The 17,001-nt window shown below is 58.6% G+C and carries 15 protein-coding genes; 11 read left to right on the top strand and 4 right to left on the bottom strand.

Features of this window, described 5'->3' with window-relative positions:
- Positions 1-39: 39 nt before the first annotated feature.
- Both AC53L6_RS19275 and AC53L6_RS19270 read left to right on the top strand, forming a co-directional pair.
- On the top strand, positions 40-984 hold the full coding sequence (locus tag AC53L6_RS19275; protein WP_496908998.1) for an NAD(P)-dependent oxidoreductase: 945 nt from the start codon (positions 40-42) through the stop codon (positions 982-984).
- A gap of 40 nt (positions 985-1,024) precedes the next feature.
- On the top strand, positions 1,025-1,519 hold the full coding sequence (locus tag AC53L6_RS19270) for a hypothetical protein (protein ID WP_299204710.1): 495 nt from the start codon (positions 1,025-1,027) through the stop codon (positions 1,517-1,519).
- Here the strand turns inward: AC53L6_RS19270 and AC53L6_RS19265 are convergent, their stop codons facing one another.
- Genes AC53L6_RS19265 through AC53L6_RS19255 form a run of 3 tightly spaced genes read right to left on the bottom strand, consistent with a single transcriptional unit; the run spans position 1,520 to position 3,932 of the window.
- Positions 1,520-2,071, bottom strand: coding sequence for a TadE/TadG family type IV pilus assembly protein (locus AC53L6_RS19265; RefSeq protein WP_299204713.1), 552 nt, complete (start codon positions 2,069-2,071; stop codon positions 1,520-1,522). It lies immediately after the preceding gene.
- On the bottom strand, positions 2,071-2,607 hold the full coding sequence (locus tag AC53L6_RS19260; RefSeq protein ID WP_299204717.1) for a TadE/TadG family type IV pilus assembly protein: 537 nt from the start codon (positions 2,605-2,607) through the stop codon (positions 2,071-2,073). Before AC53L6_RS19260 ends, AC53L6_RS19265 begins: the two co-directional genes overlap by 1 nt.
- Positions 2,604-3,932, bottom strand: a complete 1,329-nt coding sequence (locus AC53L6_RS19255) for a pilus assembly protein TadG-related protein (RefSeq protein WP_299204720.1) — start codon at positions 3,930-3,932, stop codon at positions 2,604-2,606. Before AC53L6_RS19255 ends, AC53L6_RS19260 begins: the two co-directional genes overlap by 4 nt.
- Before the next feature lie 386 nt (positions 3,933-4,318).
- Between AC53L6_RS19255 and AC53L6_RS19250 the strand changes: the two genes are divergently transcribed.
- The gene (locus AC53L6_RS19250; protein ID WP_299204723.1) at positions 4,319-5,749 is read left to right on the top strand and encodes a Glu/Leu/Phe/Val family dehydrogenase; all 1,431 of its coding nucleotides are present in this window, start codon (positions 4,319-4,321) and stop codon (positions 5,747-5,749) included.
- A 127-nt stretch (positions 5,750-5,876) separates the two neighbouring features.
- Here the strand turns inward: AC53L6_RS19250 and AC53L6_RS19245 are convergent, their stop codons facing one another.
- Positions 5,877-6,770, bottom strand: coding sequence for an SGNH/GDSL hydrolase family protein (locus AC53L6_RS19245; RefSeq protein ID WP_496908997.1), 894 nt, complete (start codon positions 6,768-6,770; stop codon positions 5,877-5,879).
- A gap of 169 nt (positions 6,771-6,939) precedes the next feature.
- On the opposite strand from AC53L6_RS19245, the gene AC53L6_RS19240 reads away from it, so the two are divergent.
- From AC53L6_RS19240 to AC53L6_RS19205, 8 genes are all read left to right on the top strand, one after another.
- Entirely contained in the window at positions 6,940-8,193 is a 1,254-nt protein-coding gene (locus tag AC53L6_RS19240) for a sarcosine oxidase subunit beta family protein (RefSeq protein ID WP_496908996.1), read from the top strand.
- Positions 8,194-8,278: 85 nt separating this feature from the next.
- The gene (locus AC53L6_RS19235; RefSeq protein WP_299204730.1) at positions 8,279-8,542 is read left to right on the top strand and encodes a sarcosine oxidase subunit delta; all 264 of its coding nucleotides are present in this window, start codon (positions 8,279-8,281) and stop codon (positions 8,540-8,542) included.
- A complete protein-coding gene (locus AC53L6_RS19230) occupies positions 8,539-11,472 on the top strand; it encodes a sarcosine oxidase subunit alpha family protein (protein WP_496908995.1) in 2,934 nt (977 codons plus the stop codon). The genes AC53L6_RS19235 and AC53L6_RS19230 overlap by 4 nt, the downstream gene beginning before the upstream one ends.
- The gene (locus tag AC53L6_RS19225; protein ID WP_496908994.1) at positions 11,465-12,004 is read left to right on the top strand and encodes a sarcosine oxidase subunit gamma; all 540 of its coding nucleotides are present in this window, start codon (positions 11,465-11,467) and stop codon (positions 12,002-12,004) included. Before AC53L6_RS19230 ends, AC53L6_RS19225 begins: the two co-directional genes overlap by 8 nt.
- 38 nt (positions 12,005-12,042) lie before the next feature.
- Positions 12,043-12,345, top strand: coding sequence for a hypothetical protein (locus AC53L6_RS19220; RefSeq protein WP_496908993.1), 303 nt, complete (start codon positions 12,043-12,045; stop codon positions 12,343-12,345).
- Between the two features lie 36 nt (positions 12,346-12,381).
- Complete coding sequence (gene dnaG / locus AC53L6_RS19215; protein WP_496908992.1) at positions 12,382-14,337, top strand: DNA primase; 1,956 nt, start codon at positions 12,382-12,384, stop codon at positions 14,335-14,337.
- 128 nt (positions 14,338-14,465) lie between these two features.
- Positions 14,466-16,451 (top strand): RNA polymerase sigma factor RpoD, encoded by a 1,986-nt coding sequence (rpoD, locus tag AC53L6_RS19210; protein ID WP_299204743.1) that lies wholly within the window; start codon positions 14,466-14,468, stop codon positions 16,449-16,451.
- Complete coding sequence (locus AC53L6_RS19205; protein ID WP_496908991.1) at positions 16,448-16,933, top strand: hypothetical protein; 486 nt, start codon at positions 16,448-16,450, stop codon at positions 16,931-16,933. Before rpoD ends, AC53L6_RS19205 begins: the two co-directional genes overlap by 4 nt.
- The last annotated feature ends 68 nt before the right edge of the window (positions 16,934-17,001 follow it).

The following is a 17,001-nucleotide window of genomic DNA, read 5'->3' as shown; positions in this document are numbered from 1 at the left end:
TATCCCTTTGGGCGAAAGGCGCAAGGGAGGGTGGCGGCCATGAAAATCGGGTTTATCGGTCTGGGCAATGTCGGTGGAAAGTTGTCCGGCAGCTTGATCCGCAATGGACATGACGTAGCCGTGCATGATCTGAACGCGGTTTTCGTGGCGGACAAGGTCGCAGCAGGCGCCCAGAACGGGGTAAGCCCCTCCGCCATGATGCAGGCCTGTGACGCGGTTATCACTTGTCTTCCGAGCCCCGCGGCCTCTGCTGCGGTGATGGAAGAGATGCTACTGCATGTCGGTCCCGGCAAAATCTGGATGGAGATGTCGACGACGGACGAAGCCGAGGTCAAACGGATCGGCGCGCAGGTTATCGAAGCTGGGGGTGCAGCAGTAGATTGCCCCGTGTCGGGAGGATGCCACCGGGCGGATACCGGCAACATCAGTATTTTTGCAGGCTGCGATCGCGCCACATTCGAGCGTATACTGCCGCTGCTCACAACGATGGGACGCCGCGTGCTGCACACCGGCGATCTGGGTTCGGCGTCTGTGCTCAAAGTGCTGACCAACTACCTTGCTACTGCAAATCTTGTCAGTTGTGCCGAGGCACTCACGGTCGCCAAGGGGGCGGGCATGGACCTAGGCGTCGCTTACGAAGCCATGACGATCAGTTCGGGCACTTCCTTTGTCCATGAAACCGAAAGCCAGGTGATCTTGAATGGCAGCCGCGACATCTCTTTCACAATGGACCTGGTGGCCAAGGACATTGGTCTGTTTCAGGGCGTGGCAGACCGGGCGGGGGTGCCGCTGGACCTCAACCCGTTACTGATCCGGCTGTTCAACGATGCCATTGACCGCTTTGGCCCACGTGAGCTGTCGCCCAACATCATCAAGCGGCTCGAAGAGGCGACGGGCCTGGACGTAACTGCCCCCGGCTTCCCGGCGGAAATGACCGATTATGAACCGGAAGAGCAGGGGGCCGAGGTCATCGTTCGACGTTGATCCCCTTGTCCGCACGCATCGGCCAAGCTAAGGGCGGACCATGCAAGGTCTGGATTTCAAAAAAGGCGAAGTGATCGCAACGATCACGGCATCGCCAGGGCGGCGCATCCTGGGCATTGGTTCGCTTTGGGTGCTGTCATTGTTGGTGATTTACGTCGGCATCGTGCGCCCACCCGAGATTGGCTGGCAATTGTTCCTGTTCGCGTTGGGCGGAGGCTCAATCTGGATTGCCGAAAAGATGCGACGCGCGACAGCCCTGACACTGGAGTTGACGCCAGAAGTGTTGCGAGACAGCTCAGGCGAGATTGTCGCACGGACCTGTGACATTCAATCGCTGGATCGTGGCATGTTCGCCTTCAAACCATCGAATGGGTTTCTTGTGCGGCTGAACACCTCGAAGGGACGCGCGTGGCGTCCCGGTCTTTGGTGGCGGCTTGGAAATCGGGTTGGCGTTGGTGGAATGACACCCGGTCACCAAGCAAAATTCATGGCCGAGATACTCTCGGCCATGATTGCGGAGCGATTGCCCGACTGATTATTGGCTCAACCAAAGCACGCGGGGTGCGTAGCGAGGACGTGTGAACACGAAGTTCTCAATCTCGCGGTCTTGTAAGCCCGTTGCGAATGGTGGGTCGTACTTCACGAACGTTTCCACCACCATCACCCGCTCATTGTGGGGCATGACAGGCAGCAGGTCCTTCAGCTTGCCGACGTCACTGTTGCTCAGCGCAGGTTTCCACCCTTTGGCCTGGGACCAGTCGCGTTTGTAGACGTCATTATTACCGTCATACTTCACGCTGGTCACACGCACCGCCACGTCACTTTCGGTGTTGGCCGTCAGGTAGGCAAGAATATCGCGCGTGCCATTCAGGTAGTCATTGTCCAGCGGCGTCGTCTCACGCGATATGATGTCGCCGATCGTATATGCCGCCTTTTGGTTGATCGAGTGCTGGCGATACGCATCAAAGATGGCGAACATCGACAGATAGGCCCAAAACAGGACGGGAATGATAAGCACGGTTTCGACCGCAAGGCTGCCACGCTCGTCGTCGCGGAAGGACTGTAGTGTTGCGATAAGACGTTTCATCAGCTTGGCTCCTGCACAAATCCGGACATCGAGACCATCTTGACGCGGCCCGCACCATCCTTCGAGAACGAAGCGCCGAGGCCTGTCATCGGGAATACCGGTTGGAACGAGTAACATGCGCGCAGCATCATGAGCTGGTGCTCCGCTCCATGTACGAAAGTGGTCGAAGGTGTAACGGCCAGTGACACGTCAGCACAGTCAGGTGAGTCTGGGAAACCTGCGAAATTGCGTGCCGACACTGGCTTCATTTCCAGCTTCAGGGCCGAGTCACAGTCTTCGAGGAAGCCTGAATACTCACACACCATCGTCTTGATGTCGCCGTGGGTATAGTTGGCTCCGGTGTTTAGGCGGACATTGCGGACCGCCATATCCAGGCCCCGGTCCAGAAATCCTTGGCGTACCGAGTAGATGCCGAGTTCGACCGAGGTCATGAAGAGAGTGAACATGAGGGGGACTGCAAGGGCGAATTCCACCACCATCTGGCCATCCTCTTCACGCCGGAAACGACGAAGGAATGATTTGGGATTGAAGGTCATTGGGTCAGCCTCAGTTGGTTGATTTGCTTGGCAATTGCCTCGAAGGCTTCGGTAATTTCGACGCCTTCCACCCGGAAGAAGTGGCTTGGAGAGGAAGCGCAGTCTTCCATCACACCGGCCGAGTAGTCTGTGACCTCGAAGCCGACGGACCACACCACAATGCCCTGGTCCTTTGCTGCGCTGCAGATGTTTGCGAGCATGGAGTCAGCTTGAGACGAGGTGTACTTGGTGTAGCGCCAGTTAGACCAGCTCCCACGAACGTAGTTGTTCAGGTACCAGTGCAGCGGGTAACGGCTCCAGTGTGCGTAGTGGGATGAATTGGCATAGTACCACGGCTGGATGCGGGTGGTGTCTACGTTCTGGCCGTCTGTCATCAGAACGACTGTCTTGAGCGTTTCAACATCCGAGTAGGCGGCCGGGCGGCTTGCAAACGCATCATCCACGATGTTCTCGCCGGGTCCGGCCAATTCCTGAACGATCGGGCGGAATGACGGGTCCAGCAGTGCCACACCCCATTTCATCCCAAGGTGGATCGAAGTATTCGCGCGGGCGCGATAATCGTCGATCGTGTTCTTGAGTGTCGTTGCGTTCTGGCTGAACGGCACAATCTCTTCAAAATCGCGTTTGGGGCAGCCCGGGTTGTTGACCGGGTTGGAGTAGTCCCACCCCTCGTCAAAATGCTGCATCTGTTCATAAGGTGAATCCAGATCCAACCCGCTTGACGAGAAGTCGTCGATTTCGAAGTCGACGCAGTATGAGTAGTTGTGCAGATGGTTCGTCTCCATCCGCGAGAAGATGTCGTAGCCGGCATTCACCTGCGCGGTGTAAGGGATCAGCGAGATTGAGATCAGATCTTCGTTTTCCGCGCGGACAACAGTGTCGACAAAGGTTTTCGCTGCATCCTGAAGGTTGGCCATCTTGTTGTTCCAGCCCATGGAGCCCGAAATATCGAGAACCATCGAAATCTCTACGTTCGACACGCGCTCTTCCGCCTGGCCCAACGCAGGTACCGGCAACTCGCTAACACCCATCAGGTGCATGAACTGCGTGCTCGTCGACATGTTGGCGGATGCTGTCACTGTCCGATAGTTCAGACCCTGATCAACGGTAACCGAGGACAGGTAGTCGCTCATCCCGGCTTTATTAAAGTAGTCGCGCACGACTGCCTCGGGCTCGAGTGGCTGATCCAAGTCCGCAGCCGCCAGAACGGCGCGGTCGACCGTCGCTTGCATGCGCGTACGTTCCATTTCGTTGCGCATGAGGTCGACGCCGATACCGCCAACTAAAATCATCATGAAAAACATCGCGACGGCGAAAATGGTCATGGACCCCGAGTCGTCGCGCGCAAATCCGGCAACGCTGCTTTTCAGCCCTGCCTTCGTCGTCAATTTCCGTGTCCACATCATTAACATAATGCACCTTATTGTTTTTTGGTCATCACAGGCTTTGACAGCCTTTTGTCCAACGTTGGGTGTGGGCTCTGAATGTGGCTGAAATCGGGCAAAAGGGGGAAACCTCTGGGGTGATTTCGATCCAATTGTCGTCAATCCGTGCGCGTATGCCTCACTGTTTACGATTCATTAAGAAATGGCGCGAAAGCGCGTGATGTTTTCAACGCGCACAAAAAATTCGCACTGATTAACGGAACCGTCATAGGCTGGCCTCACAGACTCGCACCCAAATGAGTCGTGCCGGAAAAAGGAGATCCCGGATGAGCACCCCCAATGAGCCCAGTTTCCGTGAGAGTGTGGACATCATGTTCAACCGTGCTGTTGCACTGATGGACCTTCCACCGGGCTTGGAAGAGAAGATCAGGGTGTGCAACGCAACCTACACCGTTCGGTTCGGTGTGCGGTTGCGCGGGCAAATCCAGACCTTCACGGGATACCGTTCCGTACATTCGGAGCATATGGAACCCGTGAAGGGCGGTATTCGCTTTGCGCTGGGCGTCAATCAGGATGAAGTCGAGGCTCTTGCTGCGCTCATGACATACAAGTGCGCACTGGTCGAAGCTCCATTCGGTGGCTCGAAGGGCGGATTGCATGTTGATCCGCGTGAATATGATGAGCACGAGATGGAGTTGATCACCCGCCGTTTTGCATACGAACTAATCAAGCGCGACATGATCAACCCGGCTCAGAACGTGCCTGCCCCCGACATGGGAACCGGTGAGCGCGAGATGGCCTGGATCGCGGACCAGTATAAGCGGATGAACACGACTGACATCAACGGGGTGGCCTGTGTTACTGGCAAACCGACCAACGCAGGTGGTATTCAAGGTAGGACCGAGGCCACGGGACGCGGCGTCCAGTATGCTCTGCGTGAGTTTTTCCGCGATGCAACCGGCGTTGAGAAAGCGGGCATGTCCGGTACTCTGGACGGCAAACGTATCGTTGTGCAGGGGCTGGGCAATGTGGGTTACCACGCAGCGAAGTTCCTCGCGGATGAGGACGGATGCAAGATTGTTGGCATCATTGAACGCGATGGTGCGCTTGTGGATGACCGGGGGTTGGACGTGGACGCCGTACGCAACTGGATTGGTGGCCACGGCGGCGTCTCCGGGTATCCTGATGGCACATATGTGGAAAACGGCAGTTCAGTTCTGGAAAAGGATTGTGACATCCTTGTGCCAGCTGCACTTGAAGGTGTGATTAACCTGTCGAACGCGGCGCGGATAACGGCACCGTTGATCATCGAGGCGGCGAACGGGCCGGTCACAGCGGGTGCGGACTCTGTATTGCGTGAGAAGGGCACCGTCATCATCCCGGACATGTATGCCAACGCTGGCGGTGTTACTGTTTCCTATTTCGAATGGGTCAAGAACCTTAGCCATATTCGGTTCGGCCGCATGCAACGCCGCCAGGAAGAGGCACGGCACCAATTGGTGGTGGATGAACTGGAGCGGCTCAGCCGCCACTTGGGCGATTCTTGGTCCATGACCCCGGATTTCAAGGACAAGTATCTGCGGGGCGCGGATGAGTTGGAATTGGTTCGCTCTGGTCTCGATGACACGATGCGGGCGGCTTATCAGTCCATGGCGTCAGTTTGGCATGACCGTGGCGATGTTGATGATTTGCGTACGGCAGCGTATCTTGTTTCGATTGGGAAGGTGGCTGAAAGCTATCGCGCCAAAGGACTGTAGTTCTGAGACGGTATGCCAGCGCGAACAAAAACGGCGCTGGCATACCTTACGAAGATTTACTTCAGCTCCTTACATACGCCGACGTTTTCACAGGTGTGAAAGTAATCGCTGCATCGTCGATGCTTGTCTAACGGGCGGCCAATTCCGGCATGGCGGCTTCGATCTGTTCGTAAACCGCAGTACAAATATCGTCCATTGCGATCATGAAGAAGGTTTTGGCCGCTTTTTCATTTGGGTGATACGGATCCTTGACCTTGCCAGATTTCGAAAGACGAAAGTACGTCTTGTTCCCCTGGTTTGCGGCGACCGTCTCGGGGGTTGCCCCCTCAACAAAACTGCACTGGCTGCCCGTTTCTGCAAATGCGCGTTTCACATTCGCTTGCGCCTTCAGGCGCAAATCGGTGATCTTCTTTGAGTAGCTCGGGGCCGTTGTCATGAAAACGCAAGGAACGCCCGCAGGCAATTGCGCATTCATCGTCTCGACATCTTTTACTGCTTGATCGTAGCTGCTCGCCCAGCGTTTCGCCGAATTTCCCAAGAACGATAGAAGTATCAACTTCGGTTCGTAGTAACCGGGGCGAAACATGGTCTGAAAGGCAGACATATCCATCTTGCAAAACTGGTAGGCATCCCCCTTGCCAATTTGTTTGTACTTGTTTCCCGTCGTGTTGATGAAGCCGTAGGTGCCCGCGTTGACCTTCCATTTGGGATCAACGTCACAGATCGCCCCTTTGGCCTTGCCCATCTTGGCTGTCCATGAGTGCAGCGACGTCGAACGAACACCGATGACCGCAACCTTCATATCCGCCAGCACTTCCAAGTTAGCGGCCTGCTTAGGCGTCGGTGGGCAGTGGGATTTGATGTTTTCGAAGAACTCGAGAAAGGCGGGGCCGGAGCCAAACGGAATTTGACTGTCGCCGAGGATGACGATCGACGGTGAAACAAAGTCCGAAGACTGGGCAGAAATTTGGGCCGGCAGAACTGCACTGAGGGCGAAGGCAAGTGTGCGAAGCAAGGTCATAGAGGTATTGAACGCCAAAGTGATGTTTCATCAAACAAAATACTACGTGAGCTTTGCAATTCGTCGCTGGCAGACCTGCGCGTGTCGAAAAGCGCCACGAGGTAAAATACTGCTCTTGCTAGACCTGTCAGGATGGTGATGGTGGTGCCATGAAAGGGCGGAGGTGCGCATGCGCTTTTCAGGGCTGAAAGTGTTGGCCGAAGGACTAACCGGTAACAAGGGCTGGGGTCCGCATTGGCGCAGTCCCGAACCAAAGTCCGAATACGATGTTGTACTGATTGGTGGTGGTGGTCACGGTCTGGCCACGGCTCATTATTTGGCCAAGGTGCATGGCTTGACCAACATTGCAGTACTCGAAAAAGGGTATCTTGGCGGCGGGAATGTCGGTCGGAACACGACGATTGTTCGTGCCAATTACATGCTGCCCGGCAACTCCGAATTCTATTCCCATTCGCTGAAGCTGTGGGAGGGTTTGGAAGAAGACCTGAACTACAACGTCATGCACTCGCAGCGTGGCATTATCAACCTCGTCCATTCGGACGGCCAGCGCGACGCGTTTGTTCGCCGGGCCAATTCGATGTGCGGGCAGGGGGATGACGGTGCGATGCTGGACCGGGCAGGGGTAAAGAAGCTACTGCCGTTCCTGGATTTCGACCAGACCCGCTTTCCGATCTATGGTGGTCTCTATCATAAACGCGGCGGCACAGCGCGACATGACGCGGTGGCGTGGGGTTTTGCTCGTTCGGCCAGCGATCGTGGTGTCGATCTGATCCAGCAATGCGAAGTCACGGGCATCGATGTTGTGAATGGTGTCGTAAAGGGTGTGCAGACCACAAAGGGGCCGATCCGCGCCAGGAAGGTCGGCATGGTCGCGGCTGGACGATCCAGCCAGGTTGCCGCCATGGCCGGGCTACGTCTTCCTATCGAAAGCCATGTGCTGCAGGCTTTTGTCACAGAAGGGCTGAAACCTTGCCTGGATCGCGTTGTTACCTACGGGATGGGACACTTCTATATCAGTCAATCCGACAAGGGGGGCCTCGTGTTCGGGGGTGATCTGGATATGTACGCAAGTTATGCTGCGCGCGGGAACCTAACGCTGGTTGAGCATGTGGCCGAGGCTGCGATGACCCTGATGCCGGTGATCGGCAAGGCCAAGATACTGCGCAGCTGGGGCGGTGTCATGGACATGTCGCCCGACGGGTCCTTCATCATCGACAAGACGGATATCGAAGGCCTGTTTGTCAACACGGGTTGGTGCTACGGCGGTTTCAAGGCGACGCCGGCCTCGGGCCACACCTTTGCCCACTTGCTTGCTACGGGTCATCCACACCCTACAACCTTGCACCACCGTTTGGATCGGTTCCGCACAGGCCGCGGCATCATGGATGAAGAGGCGACCGGGTCTCAGCACAATCTGCACTAGGAATGGTTGAGATGACGGGAGCCTCCGGCGGGGATTTTTTTGAAACAGGGAAGGGGTATACCGTGCACTCTGATAGAGAGGTCTGATGCGCCTGCCATGTCCGATTTGCGGAGAGCGCGACCGGCGCGAGTTCTACTATCAGGGGGCTGCGGTCATGCTGGACCGGCCTGCACCGGATGCAGGTGAGGCGGCGTGGGATGACTATCTGCACCTACGCGAGAACCCGGCAGGTGATCTGGATGAACTGTGGAGCCATGACGCGGGCTGCGGTGCATGGCTCAGGGTGACCCGGAACGTGTCGACCCACGAGATCAAAGCTGCGGTGCTGGCGCGGGATGTCAAACGATGAGGATTGATGGCAAGGGGTTGATCGACCGATCGCAGCCGGTCTCCTTCTGCTTTGACGGCAACACCTATCGTGGGTTTGCAGGGGATACGCTGGCGTCGGCCCTGTTGGCCAATGACGTGCGGCACGTGGCGCGGTCGTTCAAGTATCACCGCCCGCGCGGTATTCTCACCGCCGGGTCGGAAGAACCCAATGCCTTGATGACCATCGGGCACGGGGCGGCAACCGATCCGAACGTCCGCGCAACGGTGCAGGAGCTCTATGATGGGCTAGAGGCGCGCAGCCAGAATGCGTGGCCATCGCTGGCTTTTGATCTGCTTAGTGTGAATGATCTCGCTGCGCCATTTCTGGGTGCGGGCTTCTACTACAAGACCTTCATGTGGCCGAGGGCTTTCTGGGAGAAGGTCTATGAGCCGTTCATCCGCCGTGCAGCGGGCCTGGGTGCACTGAGCGGTGCACAAGACGCCGATCACTACGAAAAGGCCTACGCGTTCTGTGATGTGCTGGTGATCGGCTCAGGGCCCGCTGGCTTGATGGCCGCGTGGGTGGCCGCGCAGTCCGGTGTCAGAGTCATTTTGGCGGACGAAGACAGTTTGATGGGCGGTCGTTTGAATGCGGAAACCTTGACTGTGGACGGCATGTCGGCTGCGGACTGGGCGGCGCACATGGTCACAAAACTCTCAGCTATGGACAATGTCCGGCTCATGCCGCGAACAACGATCACCAGTGCGCATGACGGCGGTACATTTGGCGCCCTCGAGCGGGTCTCGCATCACGTGAAGGACGTGCCGCGTGGCGGGGTCAAGGAAACCTTCTGGCGCATCGTCGCCAAACGCTCGGTTCTGGCGGCAGGGGCCATTGAGCGTCACATCGCGTTTCAGAACAATGACCGTCCCGGCATCATGGCCGCAGGTGCCGTGCGCGCCTATCTCAACCGGTTTGGCGTCAGTCCGGGCAAGGCAGTAACCGTCTTTGCCAACAATGACGACGCGCATCGCACGGCCATGGACCTGCAGGAGGCGGGCGTGCACATCGCCGCTGTTATTGACAGCCGTGCAGATGCGGCGGCCTTGGGGGATTACCGCCTGATGAGCGGTGCAATGGTCTCGGGCGGTTATGGGCGCCGTGGTCTGCAGGCCATCAACGTCCAGACAGCCTCAGGTACACAAAAGATTGCCACCGATTGTCTTGCTGTGTCGGGCGGGTGGAACCCGACCGTGCACCTCACCTGCCATATGAACGGGCGGCCGACCTGGCATGACAACATTGCCAGCTTCGTACCGACGCGCGGAGCAATCCCGGGGATGGAAACTGCTGGGGCATGCAACGGGACCTTTTCGACAACGGGCTGTCTGACCGAGGGTGTTGAGACGGCCAAAAGGAGCCTTGAAGCGCTTGGCCTCAAGCCCGCTGAGGTTGATCTGCCCGATGCTGATGACAGCGCCTATACCATTGATCCGCTCTGGGCCGTACCGGGCAAAGGCCGCGCGTGGCTCGATTTCCAGAACGATGTGAGCGTGAAGGACGTCAAGCAGGCTGCGCAAGAGAACTTCACGTCCGTCGAGCACATGAAGCGATACACGACCCAAGGCATGGCGACCGATCAGGGCAAGAATTCGAACGTGGCAGCATTGGCCCTTCTGGCGGATGCGACAGGCCGCGGCATACCCGAAACGGGCACGACAACATTCCGCCCTCCGTACAGCCCAGTGGCGCTCGCAGCGCTGGGCGCCGGGGCGCAGGGCAAAGGGTTCGCGCCGGAACGCAAGACCACCAGCCACGCAGCCACCATTGCTGCAGGTGCTCCGATGATCGAGGCAGGGCTTTGGTATCGCCCGTCCTACTATCCGCTGCCGGATGAAAAGACATGGCACCAGTCCTGCGACCGTGAAGTTGGTTGGGTGCGACACAGGGTCGGCGTCTGCGATGTCAGCACCTTGGGAAAGATCGACATCCAGGGGCCAGACGCTTCACGGCTCCTCGATTTCGTCTACACCAACATGTTCTCGACTTTGAAAGAGAACCGAGTGCGCTACGGGCTCATGCTGCGCGAAGACGGGTTCGTTCTGGATGATGGGACGACCGCCCGGCTAGGTCTGAACCACTATGTCATGACAACGACCACCGCCGCGGCTGGGCAGGTGATGCGGCACCTTGAATTCGTGACGCAGGTCCTACACCCCGAGTGGGACGTGCGCATCATGTCGGTCACCGAACAATGGGCGCAGTTTGCTGTTGCTGGGCCGAAGGCGTGTGAGTTGCTGAACGGCTTGCTCGATCAACCTATCGACAATGATACATGGCCGTTCATGTCCTGTGGTTCGGTGGATGTACAAGGGGTCAAGGGGCGGCTCTTCCGCATCTCTTTCTCTGGCGAGCATGCCTATGAAGTTGCGGTGCCATCCCGCTATGGCGACAGCCTCTTCCGACTGCTGGTGGCGAGGGCCGAGGCATTGGGCGGCGGCGCTTACGGCATGGAGGCACTGAACGTCCTGCGGATCGAAAAAGGGTTCATAACCCACGCCGAGATCGATGGCCGCGTGACGGCGCAGGATATCGGGATGGAACGTATGCTGTCCAAGAAAAAGGATTTCATCGGAGCAACGATGGCGCAGCGGCCCGGCCTGACCGAAGAGGGGCGCGAACAGCTTGTTGGCATGAAGCCGGTGGGACCTGTCAAACAGCTGACCGCGGGCGCGCACATCTACACCGACGGGGAGGAACCCGTGCGGGCGCATGATCAGGGCTACGTCACCTCTGTCGGCTTCTCCCCGACCCTCGGGCATTTCATTGGTCTTGGCTTTGTGCGGGACGGGCTGGCTCGGCATGGCGAAGTGCTGAATATGGTAGATCACGTCAGGGGCATCCAGACGCGGGTGGAACTTTGTGATCCTGTGTTCTTTGACCCGGACGGAGAGCGCACACGTGGCTGAACTGATTGCAAAAACACCGCTGGATGACATGGCGCCGCTCACCATCGGCACCCTTACACTCGCCGAGGTCGATCTGGGCATCCTGACCTCGATCGCGCCCTACGCACAGGTCAAGATCGCCGAACCGTTCAAGGCCACGCACGGCTTGGCCTGGCCTGCCCCGAACCGCGCTACGGGCAAGGCAGGTGCACGCGCCATCTGGTTCGGACGCGAGATGGTCCTTTTGGCCGGTCCAAAGCCCGATCCGACACTTGCCGAACACGCCGCGCTGACAGATCAGTCTGACGCATGGACGGCGGTTACCCTGTCCGGGGACGATGCCGAGGAAGTCTTGGCCCGCCTCATCCCCCTTGACCTGTCAGTCGGGCAGTTCAAGCGCGGGCATACAGCGCGCAGTCAAATCCAACACATGACCGGGTCGATCACCCGCATCGGCAATGATACATTCCTTCTCATGGTATTCCGGTCCATGGCAGGCACGCTTGTACACGATCTGGAAAGGGCCATGGCAAGCGTCGCGGCACGGCGATAAAAACGTTGAAACTGATTCCCTAGTGACTGGAGCCATCCATGATCCGTTTTGCCGTTATCGCCGCCATCGCAATGTCTGCCGCCCCCGCCTTTGCCCAAGATAACAAGGAGGAAAGCTGTGGCTATCAGGCTCAGGTGGTTGGCGCGATCCAGCAAGCCCGCCTTGACCGGGTCAGTGAGCGTGATGTGCAGGATCACATCCTTGCCCAGAACCCGGAATGGCCCGTGCAATACAACAACGCGATCCCGCTGATGGCACCATGGGTCTACGAACAAAAGCGCCGCGTGTTGCGCAATGAAAGCCTGTCGGATGCGTGGACTGAGTTGTGCCTTCAGCAGTGACTCGACTTCGGTGCTCACACCACCAATATTAAGGGCATGAGCCTGCCCCCCGGATTTCTTGATGAATTGCGCACGCGTCTGTCCCTCGGGCAGGTGGTTGGGCGCAAGGTCATGTGGGATGCCCGCAAATCCAACCAGGGCAAGGGCGATCTGTGGGCGCCATGCCCGTTCCACCACGAAAAGACGGCCAGCTTTCACGTCGACGATCGCAAGGGCTACTATTACTGCTTCGGTTGCCACGCCAAGGGCGACGCAATCTCCTTTGTCCGCGAGACCGAGAATGTGGGCTTCATGGAGGCCGTCGAAATCCTCGCGGGTGAGGCCGGTATGTCGATGCCGGAACGCGACCCGCGCGCGCAGGAAAAGGCTGACAAACGGACACAGCTTGCCGACGTTATGGAAATGGCCGTCCAGCACTTCCGGCTGCAACTCAAAACCGGGGTGGCCGGTCCGGCGCGCGACTATCTCGAACGGCGCGGGCTTGATCCGGAAGCGCAAGACAGGTGGGAGATCGGCTTCGCGCCCGATGCGTGGCAGGGCTTGTGGGACTCTCTCAAGGGCAAGGGGGTCGAAGATGACCTGATCCTTGACGCGGGCCTTGCCAAACCCAGCCAGAAGGGTGGCAAGCCTTATGACACCTTCCGCGGCCGCATCATGTTCCCGATCCGTGACGCGCGCGGTCGCTGCATCGCCTTTGGTGGGCGGGCGATGGACCCGAACGACAACGCCAAGTATTTGAACTCTCCCGAGACTGAGCTTTTTGACAAGGGCCGCAGCCTCTACAACCACGGACCAGCGCGGACGGCGGCGGGTAAGGGCCAGCCTCTGATCGTGGCTGAGGGCTACATGGACGTCATCGCGCTGACCGAACACGGCTTTGGCGCGTCCGTCGCGCCCTTGGGCACTGCCGTGACCGAGAACCAGCTCGCGATGCTCTGGCGCATCGCAGATGAACCCATCATCGCACTGGACGGGGACAAGGCGGGCCTGCGCGCCGCCATGCGCCTGATCGACCTCGCGCTGCCCATGCTGGAGGCAGGCAAATCCCTGCGCTTTGCGCTGATGCCCGAAGGGCAGGACCCGGACGATCTGCTCAAAGCGCAAGGCGCGCCAGCCCTACAAAAGCTGCTCGATGCCGCGATGCCAATGGTCCAACTGCTCTGGCAACGCGAGACGGAAGGGAAAACGTTCGACAGTCCCGAACGCAAGGCGGCGCTCGACAAGGTGCTGCGTGATAAGATCAAGCTGATCCAGGACCCGTCGATCCGCCAGCACTATGGGCAGGCGGTCAAAGACATGCGCTGGCAACTTTTCCGCCCGCAGCGCGGGGGCGGGGGACAAAAGCGCAACTGGCAACCGGGGCGCGGCTGGCAGGCCCCACCGGTGCCTATGCCCAGCACCAAGACATCCGCACTGGCTTCGGGCGATGCGCAGGTGACCGACCACTTGCGGGAAAGGGTGATCCTTGCGGCGCTGATCTGCACGCCCGAGGTGGCCGAAGACTTTGAAACTGGGCTTGAAAGTCTGGTTTGTGCTGATCCGGACCATGCCGTCTTGCGCGACCTGATTCTGCACCATGGGAATGCCGGTGCGGAGGTGTTGCGCGAAAAGATTTTCAGCGCACTGGGGCCGGATGCCCTTGATAACCTGCTCTCTTCACGCCATGTGGCAATTGTCCCGTGTATCCGCACACCCGGCGATGCCGACATGGCCCGCATGACCGTGGCCGAAGAGCTCGCAAAACTCAGCGCGGCGAAGGGACTGGACGCCGAGATCGCGGATGCGGTGCAGGACCTCGAAGGTGTGGCTGATGAAGGCGTGACATGGCGCCTCAGCCAAGCGGCTCAAGCCGCAGCTCAGGCCAGCCGCAGCGGGAAAGAAGATGATTCGGAATACGATACGGGCGACAACGGCGCCCGAATCAGTCGCAGCGAGCGAGATGCTTTTGCAGCGCTCATGGACCAGATCAGATTCTCAAAACGCCGCAACTGATGCGATTTGGTCTCAAAACATAAAGAAAATGCACGTACATGGGTGGCCGAATCACCCAAAGCACTAAATGTTTCTGGGAGTGATTCGTGGGGACGAATCACCAAGGAGCCCCGGTAAAGGAGCCCAGTATGGCCGCAAAAGACACGAACGAAGACGCTAAGACCGAAGATCAGGACAGCGCCCACTCGCTGGACATGAGCCAGGCAGCCGTCAAAAAGATGATCTCGGAAGCCCGTGACAAGGGCTACATCACCTATGATCAGCTCAATACTGTGCTGCCGCCCGATCAGGTCAGCTCTGAGCAGATCGAAGACGTGATGTCGATGTTGTCCGAAATGGGCATCAATATCATCGAAGACGAAGAGGCCGAAGAGGAAGAGCAAAAGGGCTCGACCGAGGTCACGACCACTGAAGGCACCCGGGACCTGACGCTGGGCGCGACGGGCCAGGAAAAACTCGACCGCACCGACGACCCGGTGCGCATGTACCTGCGCGAGATGGGCAGCGTCGAACTGCTGTCCCGCGAAGGCGAGATCGCCATCGCCAAGCGGATCGAAGCTGGCCGCAACACCATGATCGCGGGCCTGTGCGAAAGCCCGCTGACCTTCCAGGCGATCACCATCTGGCGGGATGAACTTCTCAGCGAAGAGATTTTGCTGCGCGACGTCATCGACCTCGAAGCTACCTTTGGCAACCAGATGGGCGAAGACGGCGAAGAGGTGTCTGAACCGGTTGTCGATACCAGTGCCAAACCCGAGGATAAGGCGGATGCCGGTCCCGAGCTTGACGCCGACGGTAACCCCATCGCCAAAGATGATGACGACGACGAAGACGAACAGGCGAACATGTCGCTCGCCGCGATGGAAGCTGCGCTTAAGCCGCAAGTGCTCGAAGCGCTGGAAGTCATCGCACACGATTATTCCCTGCTGTCCGAAATGCAGGATAGCCGGATTTCGGCAACGCTGAACGAAGACGGTTCGTTCAGCAAAGGCGACGAAGAGACCTATCAGAAGCTGCGGGCCGAGATTGTGTTACTGGTCAACGAACTGCATCTGCACAACAACCGGATCGAGGCACTGATTGACCAGCTTTATGGCATCAACCGCCGGATCATGCAGATCGACAGCTCTATCGTGAAGCTGGCAGACCAGGCGCGGATCAACCGCAGGGAGTTTGTCGACTCCTATCGCGGGCGCGAACTGGACCCGAACTGGCTGGACGAGATGGGCGAAAAGTCCGGGCGCGGCTGGCAGATGTTCATCGAACGCTCGGCCGAGAAGGTCGAAGAACTGCGCGCGGACATGGCACAGGTTGGCCAATATGTCGGCCTCGACATCTCTGAATTCCGTCGCATCGTGCAGCAGGTTCAGAAGGGCGAGAAAGAAGCCCGTCAGGCCAAGAAAGAGATGGTCGAAGCCAACCTCCGCCTCGTGATCTCGATCGCCAAGAAGTATACCAATCGCGGCCTGCAATTCCTCGACCTGATCCAAGAAGGCAACATCGGCCTGATGAAAGCGGTCGACAAGTTCGAATACCGCCGCGGCTACAAGTTCTCGACCTATGCGACATGGTGGATCCGCCAGGCGATCACCCGGTCCATCGCGGACCAGGCGCGCACCATCCGTATTCCCGTGCACATGATCGAAACGATCAACAAACTGGTCCGGACGGGCCGCCAGATGTTGCACGAGATCGGGCGCGAACCCACGCCCGAGGAACTGGCTGAAAAGCTGCAAATGCCGCTCGAAAAGGTCCGCAAGGTGATGAAAATCGCCAAGGAGCCGATTTCGCTCGAAACCCCCATCGGGGACGAGGAAGACAGCCAGCTTGGCGATTTCATCGAGGACAAGAATGCCGTGCTGCCCTTGGACAGCGCCATTCAGGAAAACCTCAAGGAAACTACCACGCGGGTTCTGGCCTCGCTCACCCCGCGCGAGGAACGTGTGTTGCGCATGCGCTTTGGTATCGGCATGAACACGGACCACACGCTCGAAGAGGTGGGCCAGCAGTTCAGCGTGACCCGCGAACGGATCCGCCAGATCGAAGCCAAGGCTCTGCGCAAACTCAAGCACCCCAGCCGCAGCCGCAAACTGCGCAGCTTCCTCGATCAGTGAGGGGGCTGTCCGTCGCCCTTGCGCTGGTGCTGACCCCCGGGTTGGCAGCGGCGCAATGCGGTGGCTTGGACGTTGTCCTGAATTGCCAGATCGGAAGCAAAGCCCTCACCGTCTGCGTGGGTGAAGGGCAGGCCACCTATGCCTTCGGTCCTGCCGGATCACCGGAATTGTCCCTGACCCGCCCCTTGGGCCAGGTGCAAGCCACGCCTTGGCCCGGCGTCGGTCGCTCGATCTGGGAGGACATCACCTTCGAAAATGTAGGCACGCGCTACACCGCTTGGATTTCGGTGGACCGCATGACCGAGGACTTCACGACCACAGGCGGCGTGATGGTGGCGCAGGGCGAGCAGAAACTGGCCGATCTGGACTGCAAGACGGGAACGGCAGAGGTTGGTGTCTTTGCCATAGCGGACGCGATGCAAGCGGCAGGCTATTGCGTGGATCGGGCGACAGGCACATACGCGCAACACTGCCCGGATTGACACTGATCTTGCGTCACCAGACCGCGGTGCCAATACATGCGAACCCCACTAGCTTTCAGGCATGAAGG

It is taken from the genome of Tateyamaria sp. LSS28, assembly GCF_059611725.1.
The sequence above is the reverse complement of the archived record's forward strand: the minus strand, read 5'-3'. Positions and strand labels throughout refer to the sequence as shown.

What these genes read in the sequence shown, in the direction of transcription:
- AC53L6_RS19275 (WP_496908998.1), top strand. Translation starts at nt 40, where the DNA reads ATGAAAATCGGGTTTATCGGTCTGGGCAATGTCGGTGGAAAGTTGTCC.
- AC53L6_RS19270 (WP_299204710.1), top strand. Translation starts at nt 1,025, where the DNA reads ATGCAAGGTCTGGATTTCAAAAAAGGCGAAGTGATCGCAACGATCACG.
- AC53L6_RS19265 (WP_299204713.1), bottom strand. Translation starts at nt 2,071, where the DNA reads ATGAAACGTCTTATCGCAACACTACAGTCCTTCCGCGACGACGAGCGT.
- AC53L6_RS19260 (WP_299204717.1), bottom strand. Translation starts at nt 2,607, where the DNA reads ATGACCTTCAATCCCAAATCATTCCTTCGTCGTTTCCGGCGTGAAGAG.
- AC53L6_RS19255 (WP_299204720.1), bottom strand. Translation starts at nt 3,932, where the DNA reads ATGACCATTTTCGCCGTCGCGATGTTTTTCATGATGATTTTAGTTGGC.
- AC53L6_RS19250 (WP_299204723.1), top strand. Translation starts at nt 4,319, where the DNA reads ATGAGCACCCCCAATGAGCCCAGTTTCCGTGAGAGTGTGGACATCATG.
- AC53L6_RS19245 (WP_496908997.1), bottom strand. Translation starts at nt 6,770, where the DNA reads ATGACCTTGCTTCGCACACTTGCCTTCGCCCTCAGTGCAGTTCTGCCG.
- AC53L6_RS19240 (WP_496908996.1), top strand. Translation starts at nt 6,940, where the DNA reads ATGCGCTTTTCAGGGCTGAAAGTGTTGGCCGAAGGACTAACCGGTAAC.
- AC53L6_RS19235 (WP_299204730.1), top strand. Translation starts at nt 8,279, where the DNA reads ATGCGCCTGCCATGTCCGATTTGCGGAGAGCGCGACCGGCGCGAGTTC.
- AC53L6_RS19230 (WP_496908995.1), top strand. Translation starts at nt 8,539, where the DNA reads ATGAGGATTGATGGCAAGGGGTTGATCGACCGATCGCAGCCGGTCTCC.
- AC53L6_RS19220 (WP_496908993.1), top strand. Translation starts at nt 12,043, where the DNA reads ATGATCCGTTTTGCCGTTATCGCCGCCATCGCAATGTCTGCCGCCCCC.
- dnaG (WP_496908992.1), top strand. Translation starts at nt 12,382, where the DNA reads ATGAGCCTGCCCCCCGGATTTCTTGATGAATTGCGCACGCGTCTGTCC.
- rpoD (WP_299204743.1), top strand. Translation starts at nt 14,466, where the DNA reads ATGGCCGCAAAAGACACGAACGAAGACGCTAAGACCGAAGATCAGGAC.